This is a genomic window from Nostoc sp. GT001, assembly GCF_030382115.1.
Classification (GTDB): domain Bacteria; phylum Cyanobacteriota; class Cyanobacteriia; order Cyanobacteriales; family Nostocaceae; genus Nostoc.
Genome location: NZ_JAUDRJ010000003.1, coordinates 6974544 through 6997995 on the forward strand (window position 1 = coordinate 6974544; position 23452 = coordinate 6997995).

Below are 23452 nucleotides of genomic sequence, written 5' to 3' on the forward strand. Positions count from 1 at the left end.
ACTCTCACTTCTTTTTTAATATAGGACTTACGCAAGAAACCTCTGAAACTCTCATTCCTCCGTGAACTCTGCGTCCTCTGTGGTTCGATTTTCTGTTACCCGTGCGTAAGTCCTGTAATAAATAAAAATAATTTCTGGGAATGTCTAAAATAGAAAAGAGAGTGGGTATTACCCACCCTATAACGACTCGAGGAACTGAGAATTTAAGAGTTGAGAGGGAAAAATTTAGGAAGTGGAGTGAGAAGGGCCCACTCCAGGGTCGTGCTAGTGGAAGATTGAAATTTGTGGCGTTTTGATTCTGAATTATTCTTCAATCATGTTCAATTTTTCTAGTGCTTCCAAGCGACTAAAATTGTAGCTTTGAGTTCTTCTGTAAAATGTCCAGACGGCTCAACTGCTAGTAGTGCTTCTCTAAGATCCTTTTCAAATGCTGGGGCGTTATCACCATAGAAAATTTTCAGAGAGAAGGCTGTAGTGTATAAATAGCCGAGATAGCTATCGACAGTCCAAGATTTTTCAAATGGCACTTCATAGGTTTCTTGACGAGCAAAAGCCGAATTACCAATTACGACTTCATGGGGAGGATCGACTGGCTTACGAGTGCCTTGTCCTCGTTGTCCAGTTCGGCGTTCTTCACCTAACCATTTTTTCACTACTCCAACAGCAGCTTGTTTCCAAAGTAAATTACTTTCCCAAGGGTTATCACCAGTGTTAAGCAGTGCTAATGCACCATCATCAGTAAGCAATTCATAAAGGCGCTCAAGCACTAATTCGCGTTCCATCCAGTGGAAGGCTCTACCAATAGTGGTTAACTTAAATTTCCCTAAACTAGAGTCGATTAACTCTGCTCCTTGTTCTAACCAAGTAATATTATTTGCTCCAACTGCTGCTGCTTGCCGTTTAGCTTCTGCAATCATTTCTGGATCGGGATCGATCGCAACAACTTCCTCAAATTTGGTTCGTAGAGGAATTGAAATTAATCCTGAGCCAGTACCTAAATCAAGGAGTCGTCCTTGACCATTGAGATTAAATATTTCGGCTAGTTTATCAAATACAATCGGTGGGTATTTGGTTCTATGTTGAGCGTAGCCTTCAGCAGCTCCCTCAAATAAACTTGGGTCGTAGGTGGGAAGTGTTTTTAGTTGAGTCATATCAATTTTGGATTTTGGTAAGGGATTTCCAAGAAATAAATTATCCAAATAAACGAACCACAGAGGCGCAGAGAACGCAGAGGGAGGAGAACATAGATAGGATCTTTGCGTCGGTTTTAGGATATATTTTTTAAACTCCATTTCTCCGTGTCCTCTGCGCCTCTGCGGTTCGTTATTTAAGAGAAATGTAGAGTGGGCAAGGCCCACGCTACAAGTGAACAGAGGAAATGGAACATGGAACGTTGTAAAGATGGGCATTGGTCATTGGGCATGGGGCATAGTAATTCTTTTCCTATTCCCCATTCCCTATTCCCTATTTCCCAGCCAAATATTCGTTTGCGGCTTTCTCAACACCTGTACCTTTGAAGAAGTCTTGATTGAGACTGGTGTACAACTCCAAGGGATGGATTGAGAGGAAGTAACGGAGGTCTTCTTCGGTAATGATTTCGCGTTCTGCCATTGAGTAGGCGTTGGCTGTAACGGCGGTGATATCAGGCACATCCCAGTGACCGGAATCTGAACCCAAGAAGGCTTTAACGCGATCGCCAAAGGGATTAGCTGCACGATTAAAGGCTTGGCTTACACGGGTATCATCTGATTCCGTACCGAAGTAGAAATGATTCAAGAAGCGATCGCGCACATCTTCTGGCTTCTCAATTCCTGCTAGTTCAAATTCGTCGAGTTCGCCTGGATCTTCTGGAGCTAATAGTTGATGGTGGAATCCTAAACCGTCACCAATTTTATCTAAGCGTCCATCTACGAGTTCGCCACCGTAGCGAGTATATAACTTTACTAATGCTTCCTTATCGATAATGGCAGGATTGTTATTTGACAACAAATGTTGTTTATTGCGGGTTTCCCAGTGCCAAATAATATCGGCGTATAGACTAGCACCCCAAGCTGAACCACCTTCTAAGAAGGCAAACTTTAATTGCGGGAAGCGGCGGGTAACTCCACCAAAGAACAGCGATTTGCATAATGCTTCTGCTGCAAAGGCAAAGTGATTAATGTGATTGTACTGGGCGTTGGTGACAGAACGCTGAGTTGTCCAACCTTGGCTAGAAGCGTGAGTTGTGGGTACAACTTTCAGTTCTTGGCACTTAGCCCAGAATGGATCGTAATCATATTGGCTATCTAAGCCAAAGTTATCAATCCAAACTACTTCGTTAGCGACTTCTTTGCCGTATTTTTCAAAGGCAGGAATTGGACGACGAACATAACCTGGGATTTGAATTGCTTTGAGTCCCAGAACATTTACCGCATATTCCAACTCTTCAATCCCTTCTTCGGGAGTATGCAGGGGAATGGCGGCGATGGGTGTTAAGCGATCGCTATAAGGGCGGAAAATATCAGCATGGTAGGTGTTAACTGCCCGACAAACAGCCCGCCGCATTTCTTCGTTGCCGATATTCGGGGCCATTGTTGCCAAGTTGGGGTACACAACGGCAAAGTCTGTACCTGCTTCTTGCAAGCGTTCGTGTAGCAACTTGGGTAAGCTAATGGTAGCCAGATTCAAAGTATTTTTTGTGGGACGACCCCACCAGTTAGGGCGATTGGTACGATAAGCAAAACGTTCTTCCCAACTTTGCTTATACCACTTAAAGCGGGAAGATCCTGGTAAATTTTCTTTGAAACGTTCGACAATTTCAGTGCCACCAACTTGCTCTAAATAATCCAAGACTGCTGGTTCAAATTCTTGGGTATGTACATCGGTGTCAATGATTGGATAACCAAGTTTTTCCCGAATTTGAGCAGACCTGGTTTTTTGCGGGCGGTCTAAAGCGATCGTCATGATAATTTACCCTAAATTATTCAAATTGTTTATGGGTATTGGCAAAGAAGCAGAATCAATCCTTTGTAGAGACGGCGATTTATCGCGTCTCTTTCCCAGCCAAAAATTCATCTGCGGTTTTCTCCACAGCTGTACCTTTGAAGAAGTCACGATTCAGGCTGGTGTACAACTCCAAGGGATGAATTGACAGGAAATATTGCAAATCTTCTTCGGTGATAATCTTGCGTTCTACCATTGAATAGGTATTAGCTGCGATCGCAGTAATATCAGGTACATCCCAATGACCAGAATCGGAACCTAAGAAGGCTTTAACGCGATCGCCATAAGGGTTAGCTTTGCGGTTAAAAGCTTGAGCTACACGGGTATCATCTGATTCTGTACCGAAGTAAAAGTGATTCAAGAAGCGATCGCGGATATCTTCTGGCTTGGTAACTCCGGCAACAGCGAATTCATCTAAATCACCTGGTTCTAGGGGAGATAATAACTCAGCGTGGAAACCTAAACCACTACCTAGTTGATCCAAACGACCATGTACTAATTCGCCGCCGTAACGGGTATATAGTTCTAACAGTTCTTCGCGATCGATATTGGCGGGATTGTTATTTTCCACCAAATGGTCTTTATTGCGAGTATCCCAATGCCAAATCAAATCAGCGTACAAACTAGCACCCCAAGCTGCACCTCCTTCTAAGAAGGCAAACTTGAGTGTGGGGAAGCGGTGAGTTACACCACCAAAGAACAGAGATTTACACAGTGCTTCTCCAGCCGATGCAAAGTGACCAATATGGTTATATTGGTAATTGCTAATGGAACGCCGATTGATCCACCCCATACCGGAAGAGTGGGTGGTGGGTACAACTTTCAGTTCTACACATTTCGCCCAGAAGGGATCGTAATCATATTTACTATCCAAGCCAAAGGTATCAATCCAGATGGCTTCGTTGGCTACTTCTTCGCCATACTTCTCGAAGGCGGGAATGGGGCGGCGGATATGTCCGGGGATTTGAATGGCTTTGAGTCCCAGTACTTTCACCGCGTATTCCAATTCTGCGATCGCCTCTTCGGGCGTATGCATGGGAATTGCCGCAATGGGCGTTAAGCGATCGCTATAAGGACGAAAAATATCAGCGTGGTAAGTGTTAGCCGCACGGCAAACAGCCCGCCGCATTTCTTCATTGCCGATGTGTGGGGCCATCGTTGCCAAGTTGGGGTACACAACGGCAAAGTCTGTACCAGCTTCTTGTAAGCGTTCGTGCAACAACTTCGGTAAACTAACAGTAGCTAAATTTAAGGGATCGTTAGTGGGACGAGTCCAGAAAGGAGGGCGGGCGGTGCGGTAAGTGCGGCGTTCATCCCAAGATTGCTTAAACCATTTAGAGCGAGATGCACCGGGTAAGTGTTCTTGGAAACGCTGTGCGATCGCAGTTCCAGCAACTTGCTCTAAATAATCCAAGAATGCTGGGGGAAATTCTTGGGTATGTACATCAGTATCAATGATGGGATAACCCAGTTTTTCCCGAATTTGAGCAGACTTGGTTTTTTGAGGACGTTCTAATGCAATAGTCATAGGTTCTACCTGATTTTTCAATTAGATTGGGTAGATAGTCAATGCTGATTCAGAAGTTTGTTTACTTTCTTCTCAACAGCAATTCTTTTGAAGAAGTTGGAATTTTCCTTTACATCATGTGGCGTGCTTAGTAAAGACAAAATCTCCAAAATCAGTTTCACTGATAACTTCCTTCTCCATAAATTCTCTCTGCGTTCTCTGCGCCTCTGTGGTTCGTTAAAAAAACTTTAATCAACAAGATAAATAAAATTAACGCGGCTGTTCATTAACAACCCAATCTGTTAATTTAAAGTCTGACTTTGCTAAACCCTGCGAGACTAAAAATTTCTTTGTTCCCTCTAAAAGTTTTACACCCTCAGCTGGTAATGGTTCTTCTGAGATTTGTTTCAGTGGGTACGATATTTTGATGATATCGAGGGGATATTTAGTAGTTTGTGCGTGATACTGATAATATTCTTCAGAATTAGCTTTTAAATCCTTGGCTGCTTCTGTCAGAATTCCGTTAAATTTTTTGGGAAAGTCAGGTTGTTTCGCCAAAAAGCTTTCGGTTGCGACAACTAATGATGTCCCTGACAAACCCTGATGATTTGCCGAAGAATCAATCACTGGAAACCCTTGTGATTTCAGAAAAGGCCCCATATCGCTAGAAGTTGCATAAGCTGCTATATCACCACGTTCTAAAGCCGCTTTTGCCTCAGTAGTCATCAAGTGAACAACTTTTACATCCTTGGCAATTTTAGCTTCAGCTAATAGACCCAGCAGGTATCGATGCATATAAGAACCTTTTTGGGTAGCTATTTTTTGATCTTTCAGTTCAGCAAGCGATCGCGCACCATTCTTTTTCGCCACTAACCAAGCGGTTGTATTAAATTGAGTAATCCGCAGCAGTCGCGTTTCCTGACCCCTTGCTCTCAAAACTATGGCTGGTGTATCGCCTAAAGAGCCAACATCTAATTGTCCGGCGACAAGCGCCTCATTTAGATCCGGCCCATTAGGAAATCTTGCAAAAGTAATGTTTTTAAATCCTGCTTTTTGCAACTCCCGATCTAAAATTCCTTTTTTCTTTGCCCAACCAAGTGGCCCTGTAGGTTCTGAACTACCTACATAACCTATACGTAGTGTAGGAATATTATTGGATGCAGCAACATTGTTATTGACATTAACAGCCTCAATGGATTGAGCAGATTTATTTTCGCCTTGGCTACATCCTGTAGTTACTAACAGTAGGATACAAGCCACTGAAATTGAGAATCTGAAAGTAAATTTATTTTTACTGATATAACTTGTTCCTACTGGTAACGACAGCATGACTATTTTCTCCGCCTATATATACGCTGTGTGTAACTTTTTCTCAGACCTAACCCCCAGCCCCTCTTCCCTACTAGGGAAGGGGAGCAAGAATCAAAGCCTCTCTCCCTGTGAGGGAGAGGTTGGGAGAGGGGTTCTAAAACTAAGTTGCACATCACGTTACTATTTCATCTGCTTCAGAATTTGGAATGTTTGATCGGCTTTTGCTGTTGAAGTGCGTTTATGTCCCCAACCAATGTTTTCTCGATAACTACCCAGTAGCCCAACTTCTGCCAATTCTGCTTCGTTAACTGAAGTCGTCACATCGCTCTCTGGTGCAACATAAAGAGCATCAACTGGACAATACAACTCGCACATATAACAGGTTTGGCAGTCACTTTGTCGGGCAATGGTTGGCGGCGCATTAGGTACTCTGTCAAACACGTTAGTTGGACAAATATTCACGCAGATATTACATTTTATGCACCGCGATTCGCTGACCAACTCAATCACACTGCTGCTCCTATTTTAGATAAAGACTTTTCTGTACTTAGCGGCTGACTCTTCACCCAGACTTGATCTAATCCGCCACTAATTAGGTGATGTTGCTGGTTAGCATCTTGTTCTGGATAGTCTTGATGTTTGTGCATACCACGAGTTTCTTTACGTTCAATGGCACTGCTGTACATCCATCGTGCTGTGGCTACCATTGCCGCAGCTTCTCGCGCCCGGATTAGCTCTTTCTCTGATGTTACCTGGCTACTGCGGAGTTCTTGCCAAAGATGATTTAGCTTACCCAAAGACTCGGTTAAGCCTTGTTCTGTACGGAAATAGTTCTTTTCGTAAGGGAATACTTCAGCTTGGACTGCCTGAATAATTTCATCAGTCGCTAAGGTGCGATGCCTTCGGCGGCAAGCTACGCTCCCACTCTCTAATATTACCTCTCCAACACCCTTAACTTGTCGTTGAGTTTTTTGTTCTCCCAAACTGCGGCTATATTCAGCAGCCGATTTTCCTGACCAATAGCCAGAAGATATTGCCCAAGCCGCATTATGACTACCACCGCCAGTAAATCCGCCACAAATTAGTTCCCGTGTAGCGGCATCTCCAGCCGCGTAAAGTCCCCGCACAGAACTGGCACAACTCTCATCTACAATCCGAATCCCCCCTGTACCGCGCACAGTTCCTTCTAGGCGCAGAGTCACAGGGAACCGTTGAGTAAATGGATCGATACCTGCACGGTCAAAGGGTAAAAAGAAGTTGGGCTGTGCTAAACGCATAGATGCCCGCATTGATTCTGCCGCTTTGTCTATGATGGCGTAAACTGGCTGTTGCAGTAATGTCTGAGCAATTATTGACCGTCTATGAGAACTCGCACCCGGAATTACAGTACCGTCTTCGTAGGTGAAGGTTGCCCAATTATAAAACAGGGTTTTGGTAACTGAAGAAAAGGCGGGAGAGATGCCATAAGCATTAGAAAATTCCATACCCGACATCTCGGCCCCTGCTTCTGCCGCCATCAGATAACCATCCCCCGTCAGGACGTTGCATCCTAACGCTTTACTGAGAAATGCACAGCCACCTGTGGCGATAATTGTGGACTGCGATCGCACTATCCATTTCTCACCAGTTTGACGGTTCACACCTGTTGCACCAGCAACAGCACCATCGTCATCAACTAGTAATTCTAAGGCGGGGCTGTTGTCTAAAATCTTGACTCCAGCGCGTTGAATTTGTCGCCGCATCAGCCGCATATATTCTGGCCCTTGCAGCGATCGCCGAGAGGGTTTGCCTTCATCATCGGTAGGGAAGGGATAACCCCACTCTGCTAACTGATTAATGTTGATATAAGTCTGATTCAGTACCCGATCCATCCAATTGCGATCGGCTAAAAACCCACCCAACGATTCCCGACTTGCCTTCGCTGTTTCCCGTGCTTCTGGATCTGGTGGCACGTACCACACACCATTCCCAGATGCAGCAGCACATCCAGTTGTGCCGCAATACCCTTTATCTACGAGGATCACTCTAGCTCCATTTGATGCAGCACTCCAAGCCGCCCAAGTTCCAGCTAGCCCACCTCCAATCACAAGCACATCTGCTTCTAAGTCGAGTTCAAAATCGTTTGTTAACGTCTTAAGCATCAAGTCTTTACCCCATCCATACTGCAAGATAAATATTTAAAAATCTAGAAATTGTCATCCCTTAATACAGGTTCTCACTAGCTCTGACATCGCATAAATACATTATCTTGATCGATAAACCGTAGTTTGTAGCATAATAAAGTCTTTCACAGTTTTCGGCAAAAAGCAAGTATTTTACCAAACAACTTCAAACGTAACTTTATGTAAAATCAACTGAGTTATCTTTCTCGATAGCTTGCTCTGTAATACCAATTTTTTATGAAGCTGCATAGAATTCGATCCCCTCTAGCCCCCCTTATTAAGGGGGGAACTGGAAAAACATCTATCAAAGTCCCCCTTTTTAAGGGGGATTTAGGGGGATCAAGATATGTGCAACTTCACATTAAATTGGTATAACGTCTTTTGTGTAGTTGTCCAATTTTGGTTCACAAAATACTTAAGTTCGAGACGAATAAGACCGTCATTGTTGTAGTTGAAATTGGAGAGCAAATTTTTCAGCGAAGCAAAAAGGGGTACTTCACGACTCAAGAATCCCCGGACTTTTGATTAAACGAATGTAAAAATTTTTATTCAGTCCGGGGAGTGTCAAAGGTTAAAACCTAAAGACAGTACGAACCCAAGCATATAAACTATCAGGATTGCTGGAATCAGAGTCTGGTGCAGTAATCCAGATCAAACCCGGCGTAACCTCAATATGATCTCCGATTTTATATTGGTAAAATGCCTCAACGTGCAGGGAAGTATCTTTGTCTGCTTGTCCCACACCTGCTCCCAAATCTACATTTTTACTAAGCCTGGTGAGTTTCGGCTCCATACCAACTAAAACCCCACCTAGCGCACCTTCACTAAAAAGATCCGGGAATGCTAGTCCTACCGCCCAATCCATAGCATTACCATCTCCGCGTCCCAAATAGCGGTGTGCTGCATAACTTATCCACCCATTGATTGCCAACTTGGGACTAATTTGATAGAACGCCTGTAGACCATAAAGATTACCCACAGTTCCGGTTCCAGCCACGGTGCTGTTTACCAGGTTACTCCCGACTGCTGGGCCGAAGTTTGTTCCACTTAGACCTCGTGTATTCGCTGGGCTATAAGTATTGACATAAGTTGCAGCCACCCGAAAATTCCGATTAGAGGAGTAGTATATTAACTGTGCTAAAGCTAAATACCTGCCTGTAAATAAGCCATTATTAGGTGTGGGATTACCACCGTTTGGTGCGCTGTACGCTATCCCGAATTGAACCTGTTTGCCTAATCGCTGGAGTATGGCAATTCCTGGGCCGCTATCTCCATAGTTATAGACCAAAGACCGCCGTGAAAATCGTGAAATCCCATTAGCACCAGTTGCAGAAGACGATTCAAAATATGGGTTAACGGGGCTCAGAAAGACCTATCTCACTAGCTCCATCAGACAGGGCATAAATGTTGACTTGGGTATCTGGATTAGGTAGAAACCGATAGCGAACACCACCGAGAGTAATAGTGTTACGTGCAAAAGTAATACTGGAGTTATCAGCAGTCCTCCCCTCATAAGTTCCTAATAATGTGGATTCAACTCTTGTTTGTCCCAACGATTCAATATTTCCACCTGATAGTGACAAGCTTAGTGAATCTTTACCGTTAAAACTGGTGTTTAGCCGTAAAGAAGTTGAGCCTTGAAGTGTGACATTGCGAGGTGCTTGTCTCTTGGTAACGACGTTATTGCCAGCCAGAAGTGAACCAAGAACAATCTGGGCACGACCTATAAGTTTGGTTGTGGTTGTAAATTGAGTTGCTTCTAACTTCGCATTTCGTGCTTCCAGGCTATCTACGCGTCCCCGAAGTTGGGCGAGTTCTGGAGAAAATTGTTCTTGTAGTTTTTTGATGGTATCCAAGTCTTCGCGTTTGACTAAATCTGTTGTCGAAGTCGCTATTAGTTCATTGAGGCGATCTAAAGCTGCATTCAACCCAGCGGCAAATTCATAGCGCGTTAGGGAGCGATCGCCTTTAAATGTACCATCTGTATATCCTGCAATTACACCGTAGCGCTCAACTAGAGACTGTAATGCTTGAAATGCCCAATCTGTCGGCTTAATATCTGATAGTTGCGAGACGGATGTAACTTGCCCTGCTGCATTGTTTGGAGCTTTTTGCTTAGTTGGCGGTGTAGCTTGCAACAATTGTGATACAGGTATGACTCGATCTTGGAGATCGCTTGGAGCTTTTTTAAGAGTGACTGGTGCAATTAAAGTGTCTACTGTTTGATTGACAACTGCTTCTGGAGCTTTGTTCTCTTCTACTTCAATAGTAGATACATTAGATTTAGGTAATTCAGCCTGACTTTTGGCTGGATGAAAAACCAGGATAGCTAGAATATCTAGCACCGAAAGCAGGAACACTATGGATCTATAATTCCAGCGAAATTTCGACATGACTCCTTAACTCCTCAACCTTAAAGATGAATAAATTAGCCCTTTATTGGACATAAAAGACAAGATAAATCATTGTTCTAATGTTTATAGCTAATGGTTGGAACATCGATTTACCAAAGCTTTAGCTGCTGAAAAAAGCGCAAAATTCTGATAAATATCGAACCCAGTACTAAGTAGTTGAATGTAAAATCCCAAATTCGCAGTGAGCTAGGAATTGTGACGCTTTAAATAAGCCTAAAACCCTCTGAGATTAGACAATAAATGACTTAGCAAAGACTTCTTTATTTTTAAGGTAAACTCAACCACACACTATATGAACTGATACTTCTGAAACATCCTAAAGTCCATTTTTTAGTTATGCTGTACAAAGTTCATCAATGGCTACTGACATTGACGAAAGCTTGATTTCGATTCAAGTGATTATTTGCCAATTAACATTAGTTGAAAACACTATTTTGTAATCAGCTATATTTTGACAGCATCAATCGTTACACAAGTACGATAGTTCTATCGACTTACCGTACTTTAGTAGAATTATCTTTGCATAGAGCTTGGTACAATGCAAGACCTAGTAATTTTCTATGAGGCGAAAATATGTCAAATTTCTTGGTTAAGTCAATTTCTGTAAGAATTCAGGAGTCAGAATAGTTAAAGAATCGTAAATTCTGACTTCTGACTCACCTCTCCTGCCGGAGACGCTGCGCGTAGCTTGCTTCCCCGGAGGGTTACGGCTACGCTCAGGACAGGCTCGGCGACCACCTGGGTGCTGAATTCTTGCCAATTTCTGATGCTGCCGCTGCTAGGCGTTTCTGTAGGTATGACTTTTCTGTTTGTAATTGCGATCGCTTTTAGCTGCATCCTGTTTCTTCAGACGAAAGCCGTGCAACAGTCGTTTTTGTCGGCTGTTGCACGGCTTTTATAAAAACTCAAAAACCAAGTTTTTATGCAAATTTAGGCATTGTATTTTGCCTGTATTTTGATCGACGGACTGTTATCAAAGACTTTTCCTCACAATCTTGAAGTTTTGTAAGATCAGCCATTAGAAATAGTCTGCTGTGATGGTGATGTCTGGGCTATTATCAAACACCTTCACAAAGCTGATATTGATGCTTTCGTTGTAATACCAAGCATTCTGAGGCGAAGAGTTGAGATTAGAACTCCCTTGCACCTGTGGAATACTTTGTCCGGCGATCTTCACACTCTTCAAACAACCTGAAGCACCTTTAGTTTCAGATGGATCGTGCAATACTGCCACAAAGAAATAGGTTTCAAGCTTTGGCGTGTAACCATCATGAACCCGCTTTACATTAATTTCGCGAGTCTTTTTATCAGGGTAACGATGGGTAATCTCAGTCCGACGATATTCATCGTTCGCTTCCTCATCCCATCCAGAGTTCGGTGGCATCTTAAAAGCAGAAGAACGGCTCACACCATCATCTAAGAACATGGTATACTTACCACTCACACCCGGATAGACATTCAGAGTAATCGGATTAGGCTTACCTTCCTTATTCAGCTGTCCTACATATTGTTCCAATTCAATCGTCGGAATGATAGCACCCGCACGCACATACATCGGCACAATGAAGTTAATATGATCGCCTTCCAGATTAAGACTAGCATCAAAATCTCGGATAGTTGTTCCACCCTCAACAACACTCCCAAGGGGCATAGTATTGTTCATAAAACAGTACCAATCGCTGCCGTAGGGAACATAAACATCCCGCTTGCCGTAGTTTTTCTCAATTGATTGAGGTTCCTGGGGATCTAAAACCGGAGCAATCAACAGATCCTTGCCCACAAAGAATTCATTGTCTAGGAAAGCTTCTTTGTCATTGTAGAGGGATTGATCGCCGGGATCGTTAATAAACAGGGGTCTGGATATCGGTAGTCCACTCAGGGAGTTTTCAAACATCCCATCGTAGAACAACTGCATCAGCCGATAGCGCAATTCAATGTAATGCTTGCAAATCGGCAGTACCATCCGGTACAGATTTTGCGGTTCGGGCAGCTTGCCACCCTGATATTGGTTAAACCATTCTACATACATGAATGGTTCTTGAAACTCTTTACGCCCTTTGCGGACATAATGATTCCGAAACCAGGGCAAGAAAGCACCCGCCGCCGTCCAGCGAATCAGCAATTCTGGACTAGCCCATTTGCCTTCATCCACCGCTGAAGCTTCAAAACCGCCAATGTCCTGCCCATTGATAGCTAATCCGCACAAACCAAGAGACAGCACTTGAGAGACATTCATCTTCAGAAAATCCCAGTCGGAAGAGTTGTCACCATTCCACAATCCTGCATAGCGATGGACACCGCTGAAGCTACCGCGTCCAATGATAAAGTTCCGCTTGTTTTTTCTTTCGCTTAAGTTCGGGTATCTGGAATCTTTGATTTCGTGCAGACGGTTTAATCCCTGATACGTGGCTTTGTGAAGATTGTAAGAGTACAAATTCCACACCTTAATCGCTGGAGTTAATGTCGGCTCGGCATCAGAGTGGGAATTATCCGTCACTAATAAACGGAAAGGAAAGCCCTTCATATCCCCACGATAATCGCGGATAGCAGGTGTTGTCATATCCTGCCAAACCATTTCTAGCCCCATCGAATAGAGGTATTTATATTGGGTTCCCCACCAATCACGTACCTCTTGCCGACCTAAATCCGCGTAATGACCAGAAGCCCCTAGCTCATTACCGTTAGAATCGTTGCCGTAGTAAACCCCACCAATATAGGGTTCCCCACTATTGAAACCTTCAACATACCCATTATTGGGAGAGAATTGATGACCGCTACCGTAAAGCTGGTAAATTTTGCTATCAGGATTTCCGGGATCGTAACGTCTGTCTATGACGAAAAACCCTTTGTCCTTAGCCTCAGCGTAAGTTGAATAATTGGGGTCTAGGCGGCTAATCACTGGGGTGATATTGGTGCTGCATTTCACGCCCTGTTCTTTCAAGTTGTGAAACATTTCGTAGGGGTTGGGGAATTTCTCTGTATCAATCGTGAAGGTTTGGTAATTCTTCTGGATATCTACATCGACATGCATACCATCAAGGGGAATTTGGTATTCCCGATGCTTGCGGACTGCCCATTCTACGATATCTTGACGTTCGTAGCCATAACAACCTTGTTGATATCCCAAGCAGTAGCGGGGTTTCAAGCGCGGTCTGCCCACAATTTCGGTATAACTATCTAGGATGTTGGCAGGGTTATGTCCGATAAAAAAATAAAAGTCAAGATCCCCAAAGCGAGTCCCAATCATATAGCGACTGGAGTTGATATAACCGATATCCACTAGGACTTGACCAGTATTATCAATAAAAACGCCAGTGACGCTATCGTGTTCGGGAACGCCATGAAATTCGTAAAAGAACGGTTCTGAGTGGTAAAGAGGTTCTCGGGGATCTAAAGGACCGCGATCGTAAACTTGCCGATACCGCATATTATCGAAGTTGAAATAGTTGACTTGTGCGGTATTTTTGCTTAGAGATTGCCCGCCTTGTTCGCCAAAGCCAACATATTTGGCATTGGCTGGCTTGTTCACTGCCTGGATAATGGCGTAATCATTATTTCCGTTAGGGGTATAGTAAATCGGAGTATCTGCCGTCTGCCAAACAATATACTCTTCATGGGGAGCAAACATATAGACCGTAATTGAAAATGGCTGATGATTGACAACCACTTTCATTTCTGGATTATTATCTACATTCTTCGTCACCAGTTCAATGCCGTTGCTGACATCTTTTACTACTTCAATGTCAAAATGTTCGTGATTCTCGGTCAGTCTCGTCAAATCTTCAAAGTTGTTCAAAAGTACTGAAGGACTATTTTTTGAAGAATAGTCCTTGGCAGTTTTTTTAGGATTGAAGCGCAACCGGAAAGTATCTTTTTGCGGGAACTGTATGAGTATACTGCATGGATTGCCATCACTCTTGCTAAAATTCAGCGTCAAAGTTTTTGAGTCTGCATCGAAGGCATGACTTTTGACTTCTAGAAGCTTCTCCCATTCTTTATACCTACCAAAATACTCTTCTACTTTGAGAAATTTGTAGGCTCTTTTTTCAGAAAAAATTATATTCGACATGATTATGCTCTGGTAGTACAAAATTGTCTCAATCGCTCAGTGATTAAAATCATTCACCATCAGATTTATCTGAATCTAAAGCGAATAAATTCTATTCTTGTTATTATTGAAGGAAATTGTGTGAGAGACTGACTGAGGTAGAGCTACCTTAACTTCCTACCCCAGACTCTCAAGATTAAGTAGTGCAATCTGTTGGAGCCAAGGACAAAGGATGTGACTGGTAATTAGCGATCGCCATGTCATAATTTAGTTGGCAATCTCCCTCAATAAAGTTGCTTAGTTTAAGCTTTAGCCAACGGATGATATTCTATTGCCATCCAAATACAATCTGTATCTGCGTAATATTGATGCCACGGATAAATGTATTTGCTGTTTTCTTCAACTTGACAAAATGGCACAGCAGTTGTAAAACCTGGACTCATTAACATGTCTTCATAGAGAGTGCCATAATCTTGAGCTTTGAACTTCTGCATTCTGCCAGTACCAAATATCTCTGTATGGATTTCTATGAAGTCATGCTTGTTGTGTATGAAACAATTGGTGTGTGAGGGGGCAAACCATAAGTTGAGTTTTACGACAAAGCTTTGCTTTTCACTCGGCGTCTTTGCTTGCCTCGTCATGTAATACGGGTCGATCTCTACAATACCCGCGTCATCTTGTGGCGATTTCCATAGAGGTGTATTCTTAGGATAGGGGAGTTCGCTAGTGTCGCCACCATTGGGAGAGTCTGCCATAGTATCGCCTAATAGAACCCAACCCTCTTCCAAAATAATATTTCCGATATTGGTGGTGTCTTTTACCTCGATCAATATCAGTGCTTGAGCCTTCTCGATGGTTATGTCTTTGAGGATAGTTGAGGAGAAAGCAGGAATGATATTTCTAACGGGCTGACCAACTGAAACATCCCACATATGTGGGTTAACTACAATCGTTTCGTTGTTGATGTAATAATTGGTTACATCAACAACGTATTTCGCATCTATGTGCGAACCGGAAAAGTTTAACTGCTTTTCCACGTTATGTATCAGCGTGCTTGTCATAATTTACTTTTCCTCTGCTCGACAAAATCTACTCACAGCAAACAAAGCAGTTGAGAGCATTCACTTACTGTTTGAATACAAACTGTCGGTGGCACTTGCTCCACCTAAGCTAATTGACACGTGCCCCAGCGGGCATTACTTAAAATTCTCTTCAACACTTTATTAAAAGTTGAATGCAAATACAAGGACAGTTAAGACAGTTAATAAACATTTAATAAATTCTTAATAACTGTATAGTTGCTATGTATTAGCGTGTATTTTCAAACTTGCCCGAAAATATGAGCAGACAACAAGCTTTTATTTTGCGTTGACTCTGGCTTTTATCCTTAGTGCAACTTGCGCTTTTTTCAGTGTTTATCCGTCTCATAGGTGCGGACTTTCCATTTTGTTTCGTAAAAAAATTTTACAAATTATTTAATTCACCACTACATCAAGACTCTGAAAGTACCTGCATAAATTGTGGAACTTATTTATTATTAGCCAACATCTTATCTAACATTCAACAATACAGTTAATTGCATGTTGATACAATGATTTTTGAATGATTTTTTGTTATAGAAAAAACGTAAAAAATCAGTAATCTTGAACACATTATCTATCTATAGAATGATGTATTTCACATTCTGAAACAATAAGCATACTCAAAAATTTGGTTTTCGCAGGTAATTTTGCCAATAAGTAAAATTAAGGTTTCTCTCGATGAAACCAGAAGTAAACACTTACAAGGCGCAAAAATGTGGGTAATTGACACAAAACTTGTATTCTTCACGACAGCTATTGTTGCAACAAAAGTGTAATGATTATCGGGATTGTGCGTGAGAACGTCAATCTTGTGGGCAGTTATTCTTTATGAATCGTTAATCTATCACTGGCATTTTAAATAATTTCCTGTAAAATGCTGACTATAAACTCCGGTAAATCGATCGATTTATCGTAGCACATGTACTTGTACCCTGTCTGACACAAATGCAAATTCTTTGGTTTATTCCTACTGGATCTCATGACGGACGCTATTTAGGCACAGATATTGGTTCTCGTGTTGTCACACCTGATTATTTACAACAAATTGCCCAAGCTGTGGATAGTTTAGGCTACACTGGCGCATTGTTACCCACAGGAAGTTCTTGCGAAGACGCTTGGATAACCGCCGCTGCTTTCATCTCTGTCACCAAGCAGATGAAATTTCTGGTGGCAATTCGTCCAGGAATTACTTCCCCAAGTGTTGCTGCACGGATGGCAGCAACATTTGACCGAATTTCTCAAGGAAGATTGTTAATTAATGTAGTGACAGGTGGAGATCCGGTGCAGTTGGCTGGGGATGGCTTGCATCTTAGTCATGACGATCGCTATGATTTAACCGATGAATTTCTCAGAGTTTGGCGGGGTATCGTCAGTGGAGAAACAGTCGATTTTAAAGGAAACTACCTGGATATTAAAGGCGGTAAACTCTTATTTCCACCAGTTCAAAAACCCTATCCGCCCTTGTGGTTTGGTGGCTCATCTGCTGCCGCCAAGCGGGTTGCTGCTAAACATATAGATGTTTACCTGACTTGGGGTGAACCTCCACAACAAGTGGGCCAAAAGATTGCCGAAGTTAAGAAATTGGCGGCTGAACAAGGCAGAACAGTCCGTTTTGGGATTCGCTTGCATGTAATTGTGCGAGAAACCGAGTCAGCTGCTTGGGATGCAGCCAATGAGCTAATTAAGTATGTCGATGAGGATGCGATCGCTAAAGCTCAGAAAGACTTAGCTCAATCTGATTCTGAAGGACAGCGGCGCATGAGTCAACTACATAGTGGTAGTCGAGCAGCCTTAGAGATTAGCCCCAACCTCTGGACAGGAATTGGATTAGTGCGGGGTGGTGCTGGTACAGCCTTAGTTGGAGATCCCGACACCGTTGCTGCTAGGATGCTGGAATATCGCAATTTGGGGATAGAAACATTCGTTTTCTCTGGGTATCCCCATTTAGAAGAAGCGTATCGCACCGCTGAATTATTATTTCCACGTCTACCTTTGCAGAATGAACCTGCACCTTTAACGCCACCAGTCTTAAGTCCTATTGGCAAAGATTTCGCCAATGAAAAAATTGCGAAACAATTAACAAGTGCTTCATGACTTAATAATTCGTAATTCGTAATTAAAGAGCAAGTTGCGAATTATGCCAACGATGCTTCTAGATTAATCCTTGTGGACAATCTAAAATCCCAAATCCCATGACTATTTCTCTTAAACAGACCAAAAGCAACAACAATATAATATTTCTGAACGGCTTGTGGGAAAACCAACAATTCCAGAAATTAGTTCCTTGGATTGTACCTGTTACCGTACTAGTTCTTTGGGAATTTGCTTCCAGAACTGGCCTACTTTCCAGCAGGATTTTACCAGCACCAAGTGGTGTAATTGCTACAGCGATTAAACTAGGATCGACTGGAGAACTGTTCCAACATATAGGAATTAGTGCTGGGCGGGCGATATCTGGTTTTATAGTTGGTGGCAGTATTGGCTTTAGTTTAGGATTGCTCAATGGCTTTTCCCGTGTAGCAGAAAAGTTATTGGATAGTTCCTTACAAATGCTTCGTACTATCCCTAATTTGGCATTAATTCCGCTAGTGATTCTCTGGTTTGGTATTGGCGATCAAGCTAGATTATTTCTAGTGTCTATGGGGGTATTTTTCCCATTATATCTCAATACATTTCATGGCATCCGCAGTGTTGACCCTGGACTGATTGAAATGGGAAAAGTCTATGGATTAAAAACACCACAACTTCTCTGGCAAATAATTTTTCCAGGAGCTTTGTCTTCGATTCTCGTTGGTGTCCGTTTTTCCTTGGGGATTATGTGGTTGACACTAATTGTGGCAGAAACGATCGCGGCAGATTCTGGTCTTGGTTATATGGCAATGAATGCCCGTGAGTTTATGCAAACCGATGTTGTGGTTTTAAGTATTGTAATCTATGCACTGCTGGGTAAATTAGCAGATGCTGTCGCCAGAGGATTAGAAACAAAATTCTTGGCTTGGAACCCCAATTACCAAAAGTCATAAAAGCTAAACTCACCAGACTCAAAGGTTGAAAATTCCTGATTTTAACTTTTGAATTCTATTAATTTTGACTGTGATTTGCTTTCTTCAACGTCTGATCAATCAAATAAATAATAATTCCAGTTGTTCTCGAAAAGGAGGTTTTGCAAGTGAGTTCAAATGTACAGGGTACACAATTAAGTATTTTGGATTTGACGAAAGCTTTTGGTAATAAAACTGTTTTAAACTCGCTGAATTTAGAAGTTGAAGCAGGTGAGTTTGTCGCTATTGTTGGACGAAGTGGTTGTGGCAAGAGTACCTTATTGCGTCTGGTGTCAGGATTAGATAGAGCAACTTCAGGCGGAATACTATTGGATGGAGAACCACTGCGTAGACTCAGCCGCTCCGTAACAGTGATGTTTCAAGATCCCCGCTTGCTGCCGTGGAAGCGCGTTGTTCAGAACGTGGGGTTGGGCTTAGAAGGTAATTGGCGTGAAAAAGCTTTGTGGGCACTCAATAAAGTCGGACTCAAAGATAGGGCTGATGAGTGGCCTTATATTTTGTCTGGAGGACAACGGCAACGGGTATCATTGGCCAGAGCGTTAGTTAGTCAGCCCCGTTTGTTGTTGCTAGATGAACCTTTGGGAGCATTGGATGCTCTAACTCGGTTAGAGATGCAGGGTTTGATTGAAAACTTATGGCAAGAACGAAGATTTACTGCATTTTTGGTTACTCATGATGTAGAAGAGGCTGTGGCGTTAGCAGACCGAGTGATAGTGATTGATGAAGGAAAGATTTCTATGGATTTGCCTGTGAGACTTTCACGCCCACGAGATAGAAGTAGCGAAGTGTTTATCAATATCAGAGAAGCAGTTTTAGAGCAAGTAATGAGCAATGAAAGTACTCGGCTAAACAACCAGTTATTACAGCTGAGTAGTTGAAATTTAAGCTTTTTGTAGTCAATCAATATTAAACTTGAGGTAGCTGCGGTAAATATGCTACTTCGAGATTAAAACTTGCCTATACCAATAAAGAATATTTATGAATACTCAAAATACCTCTTAACTCTACTCTCTGCCAGTCTGGGGGATTTTTTATATATTCACGATCTAGACAAACTAAAATATAATAATCTTAATCTATATTGCTTTATTGAAAATAAATAATACACAAATATCTATCATTTATATTGAATCTAATGATCGTCAAAAAATTAACAAAGTATGATGCAGAAGATTATAGACAGATCAGACTAGAAGCTTTAGATAAAAATCCAGATTCATTTGGCACAACATATCAAGAAGAAGTAATTAAGACGATAGAACAATTTCGGGATAGAATTCCAGCAGATAACAATAATTTTATTTTGGGATATTTTGAGGATAAAAATTTAATTGGGATAGTCGCATTTCATCAAGAATCAAGAATAAAACTCAGGCATAAAGCATATATTAGTAGCATGTATGTTCAACAAGAATATCGGGGAAAGGGTGTAGGTAAATTATTATTAAATGAATTAATTGAAAGAGCAAAAGCTATTAATGAGGTGGAAATTTTATTAATTGATATTGTTAAAAGCAACTTTTTAGCAAAACCACTTTATTTATCATTGGGCTTTCAAATATATGGAACAGAGAAAAGAGCGTATCAATATAATAACCAATATTTTGATCTAGAGTTTATGTATTTACAGATTAAATAATCGTTCCTAATTCCATTCTGAATTCTGACTCACCTCGACTCCTTTCGACTTCTCTACGAGACGCTACGCGTTAGCGGAGCTTTCGCTTTAGCGATACGCTCAAGGCAAGTCGCTCGGCGACCACCTGACTCCTGAATTCTTACAAATAATCAGCCTTGAAATATTACTAAATATCATCATAATTTGTGCCAATAAAAAATGGCACTCAGTTTTGTCAAACATAGGCAATTTCCAGAGATATAGAATTCCTATTTGATTTGTGAACAAGACTCAGTACGGATCTATCCATTCTTTCCTGTTCGCTGTCCTCTATTCCCTGTGCCCTGTCTACGCAACCAAATTCAGGAATCAAACCGGATTCCTATAGCCTTGTCAATAAAGAAGAGGTAATCTACAATGAAGCTCATTTTGCCGCTCGATCTGGTTACTGACATTGAGCCACATCTACCATCCAATACACAGATTGTACGAGTAGATGAGGTGCTGCCGATTGAGTTGCACAATCCAAAATCCAAAACTAAAAATGGAATTAGGGAGTAGCTAATGGTGAAACTAATTTTACCCGATCATCTCATTGCAGATATAAAGCCATACCTACCATCTAATATAGATGTAGTAGAGGTGGATAGTGAAGGTAATCTCGATGGTGATGCCAGTGATGCAGAGATTTATGTCAATGGATTTTACCTGAGAACCTCTACCCTTGACAAAGTACTGACAGCAGCACCCGCGCTGCGTTGGCAACAGTCACCAAGTGCTGGCGTGAATCACATCCTCACACCAACTTTTTTGCAAAAGGACATTATCCTCACTAATGGTGCAGGGGTTCATGCAATTCCAATTTCGGAATTTGTACTCGCATTTATGCTCTATCACGCCAAGAATCTGCGGAAATTGCAAACTTTGCAGAATGAACACACTTGGGTAAGAGGAGTGTTTCTCGAAGAGTTGGCAGACGCGACTTTATTAATTCTCGGCACAGGAAATATCGGTCAAGCGATCGCTTCTCGTGCCAAAGCCTTTGGAGTTACAGTGTGGGGTAGTCGCCGCCATCCTGAACCCCTACCGAATTTTGACAAAGTTGTGGGTGCTGATGAGTGGCGATCGCTCCTCCCACACGTAGACTATGTAGTTGTTGCTACACCACTAACCCCAGAAACTAAAGGCTTGATCGATGAAACTGCATTGCGCTCTATGCGTCAGTCTGCTTACCTAATTAATATTGCTCGTGGTGCGATCGTAGATGAAGCTGCATTGCTTACCGCACTACGTGAGGGATGGATTGCGGGTGCTGGATTAGACACTGTTGCAACCGAACCTCTGCCGCCAGAAAGTCCCTTATGGTCGCTACCGAATGCCTTTATCACTCCCCATTGTTCAGCCTTGTCGCCACGCCTCAGAGAACGCATAGCACAACTATTTATCGACAATCTTCAACGCTACCAAACTGGTCAGCCCTTGCGGAATGTTGTAGATAAGCAAGCAGGATACTAAATATTGGGTATTGGGCATGGGGTACAAGAAAGAAGCAGAGGGGCAGAGGAGCAGAGGGGCAGAGGGGATAAAATTTACTGTAACTTCTCCTCTGCTTCCCTGTCTCCCCTGCTCACAATCACTTAATTTTCAGCACTGACTTCCCTAATGACTGGCAAATAACATCATTCTGCGGCGTATGTATACGGCTGCACAAAACGTCACGGTAGTGACGCTCTAAAGGATTTCTTTTTAATAAACCAGGATTACCAGTTAGTTCTAAGGCAATTTCTACAGCACGAATTGAGTTGGTTGTGGTGAGGTATTTAACAGCCTGTGCCTGTAATCCTAGGTTAGGCTCATATTTGCCCTTGTCAATATCTTGAGCCAAACTATAAATCAATCTATTATTAGCAAACAGCAGTGCTTCCATCTCACCCACGGCAGTTTGGAAGCGTGGCAGAGTTGCCAGTGGCTCTTGGAGATTAGAAGGCGATCGCTCCCAAAGATATTTAACAAGCCAGTCTCGCGCACTACTAGCAACACCGAGATATAAGGCACTCACTGTCAAACTGCCCCAAGTGGAAATCAGTGGATCAAAAGATGGCGCAGCAGATATGGGGTTGATATTGAGAGCATACTCTGAGGGAATTAATACATTCTTTAAAATGAGATCGTGGCTGCCTGTAGCTCTCATTCCCAAGTGATCCCAGGTTTCGACAATTCGCAAACCTGGCAGATCGCGCGGAACTAGAAAATTCCCAACTTGTGGTTCATCTTCAGTTGTCCGTGCCCAAACAACAAAATAGCTGAGGATAGGACTGCCCGTGGTGTATTGCTTATGTCCTGTTAAACGCCAGCCATCTGCTGTTCGTTCGGCAATTGTTGCAGGTAATCCGCCTCTCGCTGGCGTTCCTAACTCTGGTTCAACACGGGCAGCATTCAGCAGGGCAATACCTTCAATTGATTCACGACACAGCCGCCTATATACTTCTGGATGCCAGCGACGGCTACGGGCTGCATGAGCATGTTGAAGATAGTGCATTGTCAGTACTAATGCGGTCGAAGCATCACCACGCGCTATCCCTTCAATCACCCGGCAGATAGTTGCCAACCCCAAATCCTGTCCACCGAATTCACGGGGAATGGTGAGGTTGAGCAATCCTGCCTCATGCAAAGCTGTAAAATTCTCGAAGGGAAAGGAAGCATCTCTATCGTGTACCCCTGCACGGGTGGCAAAATCTTTGGACAGAGCCTCAACTCGGTCGAAAATATTGGAGAGAGTTTCTAAGCCTTGGGCTACAAAGGTGTCTGGCACTGCTTGCTCCAACTGTGACATAAATACTCCTTCGTAATTCACTGTACTACTAAATCAGAGATGTTTTTCAATATGGAAGCATCTCAAGTTTGCAGGAACATCAAAATTTTTCCCATGACGGCAGTCTCCCCTCAATCTGCAATCCTCATTACCCAGACTGTATACTTCTAGCGCTTGTGAAATACTACTTAAAATCGACCGAGATTTAGTAATTAATTATCTCAGTTAAGTATGACACAAACTCCTTTCATAGAGCAAGCCAAGTAGAAAATTCAGCGATCGCCCCACAACTTAGGAACTGAATTCCCTACTGGTCTTTTAAGCTAATCATTATTCAAATTAAATCTCCGCATTTGGAACGAAGCACGGAGAAACAAGCGTTTAAATATTCTCTGTTGAGAGTAATATAAAGATCCCTAGATAATGCAGGGATAATTTTCTCATCAAGTAGATT

Annotated in this window: 17 protein-coding genes and 1 pseudogene; 7 read left to right on the plus strand and 11 right to left on the minus strand. The window is 42.5% G+C overall.

Translation table 11 applies throughout. The annotated features are described in order from the left end of the window. Positions 1 to 329 precede the first annotated feature (329 nt). From QUD05_RS32530 to QUD05_RS34575, 8 genes and pseudogenes are all read right to left on the minus strand, one after another. Positions 330 to 1151: a class I SAM-dependent methyltransferase gene (locus QUD05_RS32530; protein ID WP_289799647.1), complete on the minus strand. Its 822-nt coding sequence runs from the start codon at positions 1149 to 1151 to the stop codon at positions 330 to 332. A gap of 313 nt (positions 1152 to 1464) precedes the next feature. Beyond that, complete coding sequence (locus QUD05_RS32535; protein WP_289799648.1) at positions 1465 to 2943, minus strand: amidohydrolase family protein; 1479 nt, start codon at positions 2941 to 2943, stop codon at positions 1465 to 1467. Between the two features lie 79 nt (positions 2944 to 3022). Then, positions 3023 to 4510, minus strand: coding sequence for an amidohydrolase family protein (locus QUD05_RS32540; protein WP_289799649.1), 1488 nt, complete (start codon positions 4508 to 4510; stop codon positions 3023 to 3025). A 249-nt stretch (positions 4511 to 4759) separates the two neighbouring features. Further along, entirely contained in the window at positions 4760 to 5818 is a 1059-nt protein-coding gene (locus QUD05_RS32545; protein ID WP_289799650.1) for an ABC transporter substrate-binding protein, read from the minus strand. 162 nt (positions 5819 to 5980) lie between these two features. After that, on the minus strand, positions 5981 to 6310 hold the full coding sequence (locus tag QUD05_RS32550) for a 4Fe-4S dicluster domain-containing protein (RefSeq protein ID WP_289799651.1): 330 nt from the start codon (positions 6308 to 6310) through the stop codon (positions 5981 to 5983). Then, positions 6307 to 7941: an FAD-dependent oxidoreductase gene (locus QUD05_RS32555; protein ID WP_289799652.1), complete on the minus strand. Its 1635-nt coding sequence runs from the start codon at positions 7939 to 7941 to the stop codon at positions 6307 to 6309. Before QUD05_RS32555 ends, QUD05_RS32550 begins: the two co-directional genes overlap by 4 nt. A 592-nt stretch (positions 7942 to 8533) precedes the next feature. Next, positions 8534 to 9328, minus strand: a complete 795-nt coding sequence (locus QUD05_RS34570; RefSeq protein ID WP_502911444.1) for an iron uptake porin — start codon at positions 9326 to 9328, stop codon at positions 8534 to 8536. Continuing rightward, positions 9315 to 10052: pseudogene (locus tag QUD05_RS34575) on the minus strand (iron uptake porin); the annotation flags it as partial. The pseudogene QUD05_RS34575 and the gene QUD05_RS34570, both read right to left, overlap by 14 nt. A gap of 1066 nt (positions 10053 to 11118) precedes the next feature. On the opposite strand from QUD05_RS34575, the gene QUD05_RS32565 reads away from it, so the two are divergent. Further along, positions 11119 to 11277, plus strand: a complete 159-nt coding sequence (locus QUD05_RS32565; protein ID WP_289799653.1) for a hypothetical protein — start codon at positions 11119 to 11121, stop codon at positions 11275 to 11277. A gap of 117 nt (positions 11278 to 11394) precedes the next feature. On the opposite strand, the gene QUD05_RS32570 is transcribed toward QUD05_RS32565, so the two are convergent. Then, complete coding sequence (locus tag QUD05_RS32570; RefSeq protein ID WP_289799654.1) at positions 11395 to 14445, minus strand: TIM-barrel domain-containing protein; 3051 nt, start codon at positions 14443 to 14445, stop codon at positions 11395 to 11397. 281 nt (positions 14446 to 14726) lie between these two features. Beyond that, on the minus strand, positions 14727 to 15485 hold the full coding sequence (locus QUD05_RS32575) for a hypothetical protein (RefSeq protein ID WP_289799655.1): 759 nt from the start codon (positions 15483 to 15485) through the stop codon (positions 14727 to 14729). 966 nt (positions 15486 to 16451) lie between these two features. Here QUD05_RS32575 and ssuD point away from each other — a divergent pair. The 6 genes from ssuD to QUD05_RS32605 all read left to right on the plus strand — a co-directional run bounded on the left by ssuD (position 16452) and on the right by QUD05_RS32605 (position 21701). Then, the gene (ssuD, locus tag QUD05_RS32580) at positions 16452 to 17600 is read left to right on the plus strand and encodes an FMNH2-dependent alkanesulfonate monooxygenase (protein ID WP_289799656.1); all 1149 of its coding nucleotides are present in this window, start codon (positions 16452 to 16454) and stop codon (positions 17598 to 17600) included. A gap of 98 nt (positions 17601 to 17698) precedes the next feature. After that, positions 17699 to 18529 carry an aliphatic sulfonate ABC transporter permease SsuC gene (gene ssuC / locus QUD05_RS32585; protein ID WP_289799657.1) on the plus strand — a complete coding sequence of 277 codons (831 nt, stop codon included), beginning with the start codon at positions 17699 to 17701 and terminating at the stop codon, positions 18527 to 18529. A 146-nt stretch (positions 18530 to 18675) separates the two neighbouring features. Then, on the plus strand, positions 18676 to 19446 hold the full coding sequence (locus QUD05_RS32590; protein ID WP_289799658.1) for an ATP-binding cassette domain-containing protein: 771 nt from the start codon (positions 18676 to 18678) through the stop codon (positions 19444 to 19446). A gap of 257 nt (positions 19447 to 19703) precedes the next feature. Then, on the plus strand, positions 19704 to 20207 hold the full coding sequence (locus QUD05_RS32595; protein WP_289799659.1) for a GNAT family N-acetyltransferase: 504 nt from the start codon (positions 19704 to 19706) through the stop codon (positions 20205 to 20207). A gap of 396 nt (positions 20208 to 20603) precedes the next feature. After that, positions 20604 to 20747, plus strand: a complete 144-nt coding sequence (locus QUD05_RS32600) for a hypothetical protein (RefSeq protein ID WP_289799660.1) — start codon at positions 20604 to 20606, stop codon at positions 20745 to 20747. A gap of 3 nt (positions 20748 to 20750) precedes the next feature. Next, positions 20751 to 21701 carry a D-2-hydroxyacid dehydrogenase gene (locus tag QUD05_RS32605; protein WP_289799661.1) on the plus strand — a complete coding sequence of 317 codons (951 nt, stop codon included), beginning with the start codon at positions 20751 to 20753 and terminating at the stop codon, positions 21699 to 21701. 118 nt (positions 21702 to 21819) lie between these two features. Here QUD05_RS32605 and QUD05_RS32610 read toward each other — a convergent pair whose 3' ends face one another. Next, positions 21820 to 23019 (minus strand): acyl-CoA dehydrogenase family protein, encoded by a 1200-nt coding sequence (locus QUD05_RS32610; protein WP_289799662.1) that lies wholly within the window; start codon positions 23017 to 23019, stop codon positions 21820 to 21822. Between the last annotated feature and the right edge of the window lie 433 nt (positions 23020 to 23452).

Bases quoted from the DNA above. Each gene is read 5' to 3' on its own strand.
- ssuC (WP_289799657.1), top strand. From the start codon at position 17,699: ATGACTATTTCTCTTAAACAGACCAAAAGCAACAACAATATAATATTT.
- QUD05_RS32545 (WP_289799650.1), bottom strand. From the start codon at position 5,818: ATGCTGTCGTTACCAGTAGGAACAAGTTATATCAGTAAAAATAAATTT.
- QUD05_RS32610 (WP_289799662.1), bottom strand. From the start codon at position 23,019: ATGTCACAGTTGGAGCAAGCAGTGCCAGACACCTTTGTAGCCCAAGGC.
- QUD05_RS32575 (WP_289799655.1), bottom strand. From the start codon at position 15,485: ATGACAAGCACGCTGATACATAACGTGGAAAAGCAGTTAAACTTTTCC.
- QUD05_RS32600 (WP_289799660.1), top strand. From the start codon at position 20,604: ATGAAGCTCATTTTGCCGCTCGATCTGGTTACTGACATTGAGCCACAT.
- QUD05_RS32555 (WP_289799652.1), bottom strand. From the start codon at position 7,941: ATGCTTAAGACGTTAACAAACGATTTTGAACTCGACTTAGAAGCAGAT.
- ssuD (WP_289799656.1), top strand. From the start codon at position 16,452: ATGCAAATTCTTTGGTTTATTCCTACTGGATCTCATGACGGACGCTAT.
- QUD05_RS32605 (WP_289799661.1), top strand. From the start codon at position 20,751: ATGGTGAAACTAATTTTACCCGATCATCTCATTGCAGATATAAAGCCA.
- QUD05_RS32570 (WP_289799654.1), bottom strand. From the start codon at position 14,445: ATGTCGAATATAATTTTTTCTGAAAAAAGAGCCTACAAATTTCTCAAA.
- QUD05_RS32535 (WP_289799648.1), bottom strand. From the start codon at position 2,943: ATGACGATCGCTTTAGACCGCCCGCAAAAAACCAGGTCTGCTCAAATT.
- QUD05_RS32530 (WP_289799647.1), bottom strand. From the start codon at position 1,151: ATGACTCAACTAAAAACACTTCCCACCTACGACCCAAGTTTATTTGAG.
- QUD05_RS32540 (WP_289799649.1), bottom strand. From the start codon at position 4,510: ATGACTATTGCATTAGAACGTCCTCAAAAAACCAAGTCTGCTCAAATT.
- QUD05_RS32595 (WP_289799659.1), top strand. From the start codon at position 19,704: ATGATCGTCAAAAAATTAACAAAGTATGATGCAGAAGATTATAGACAG.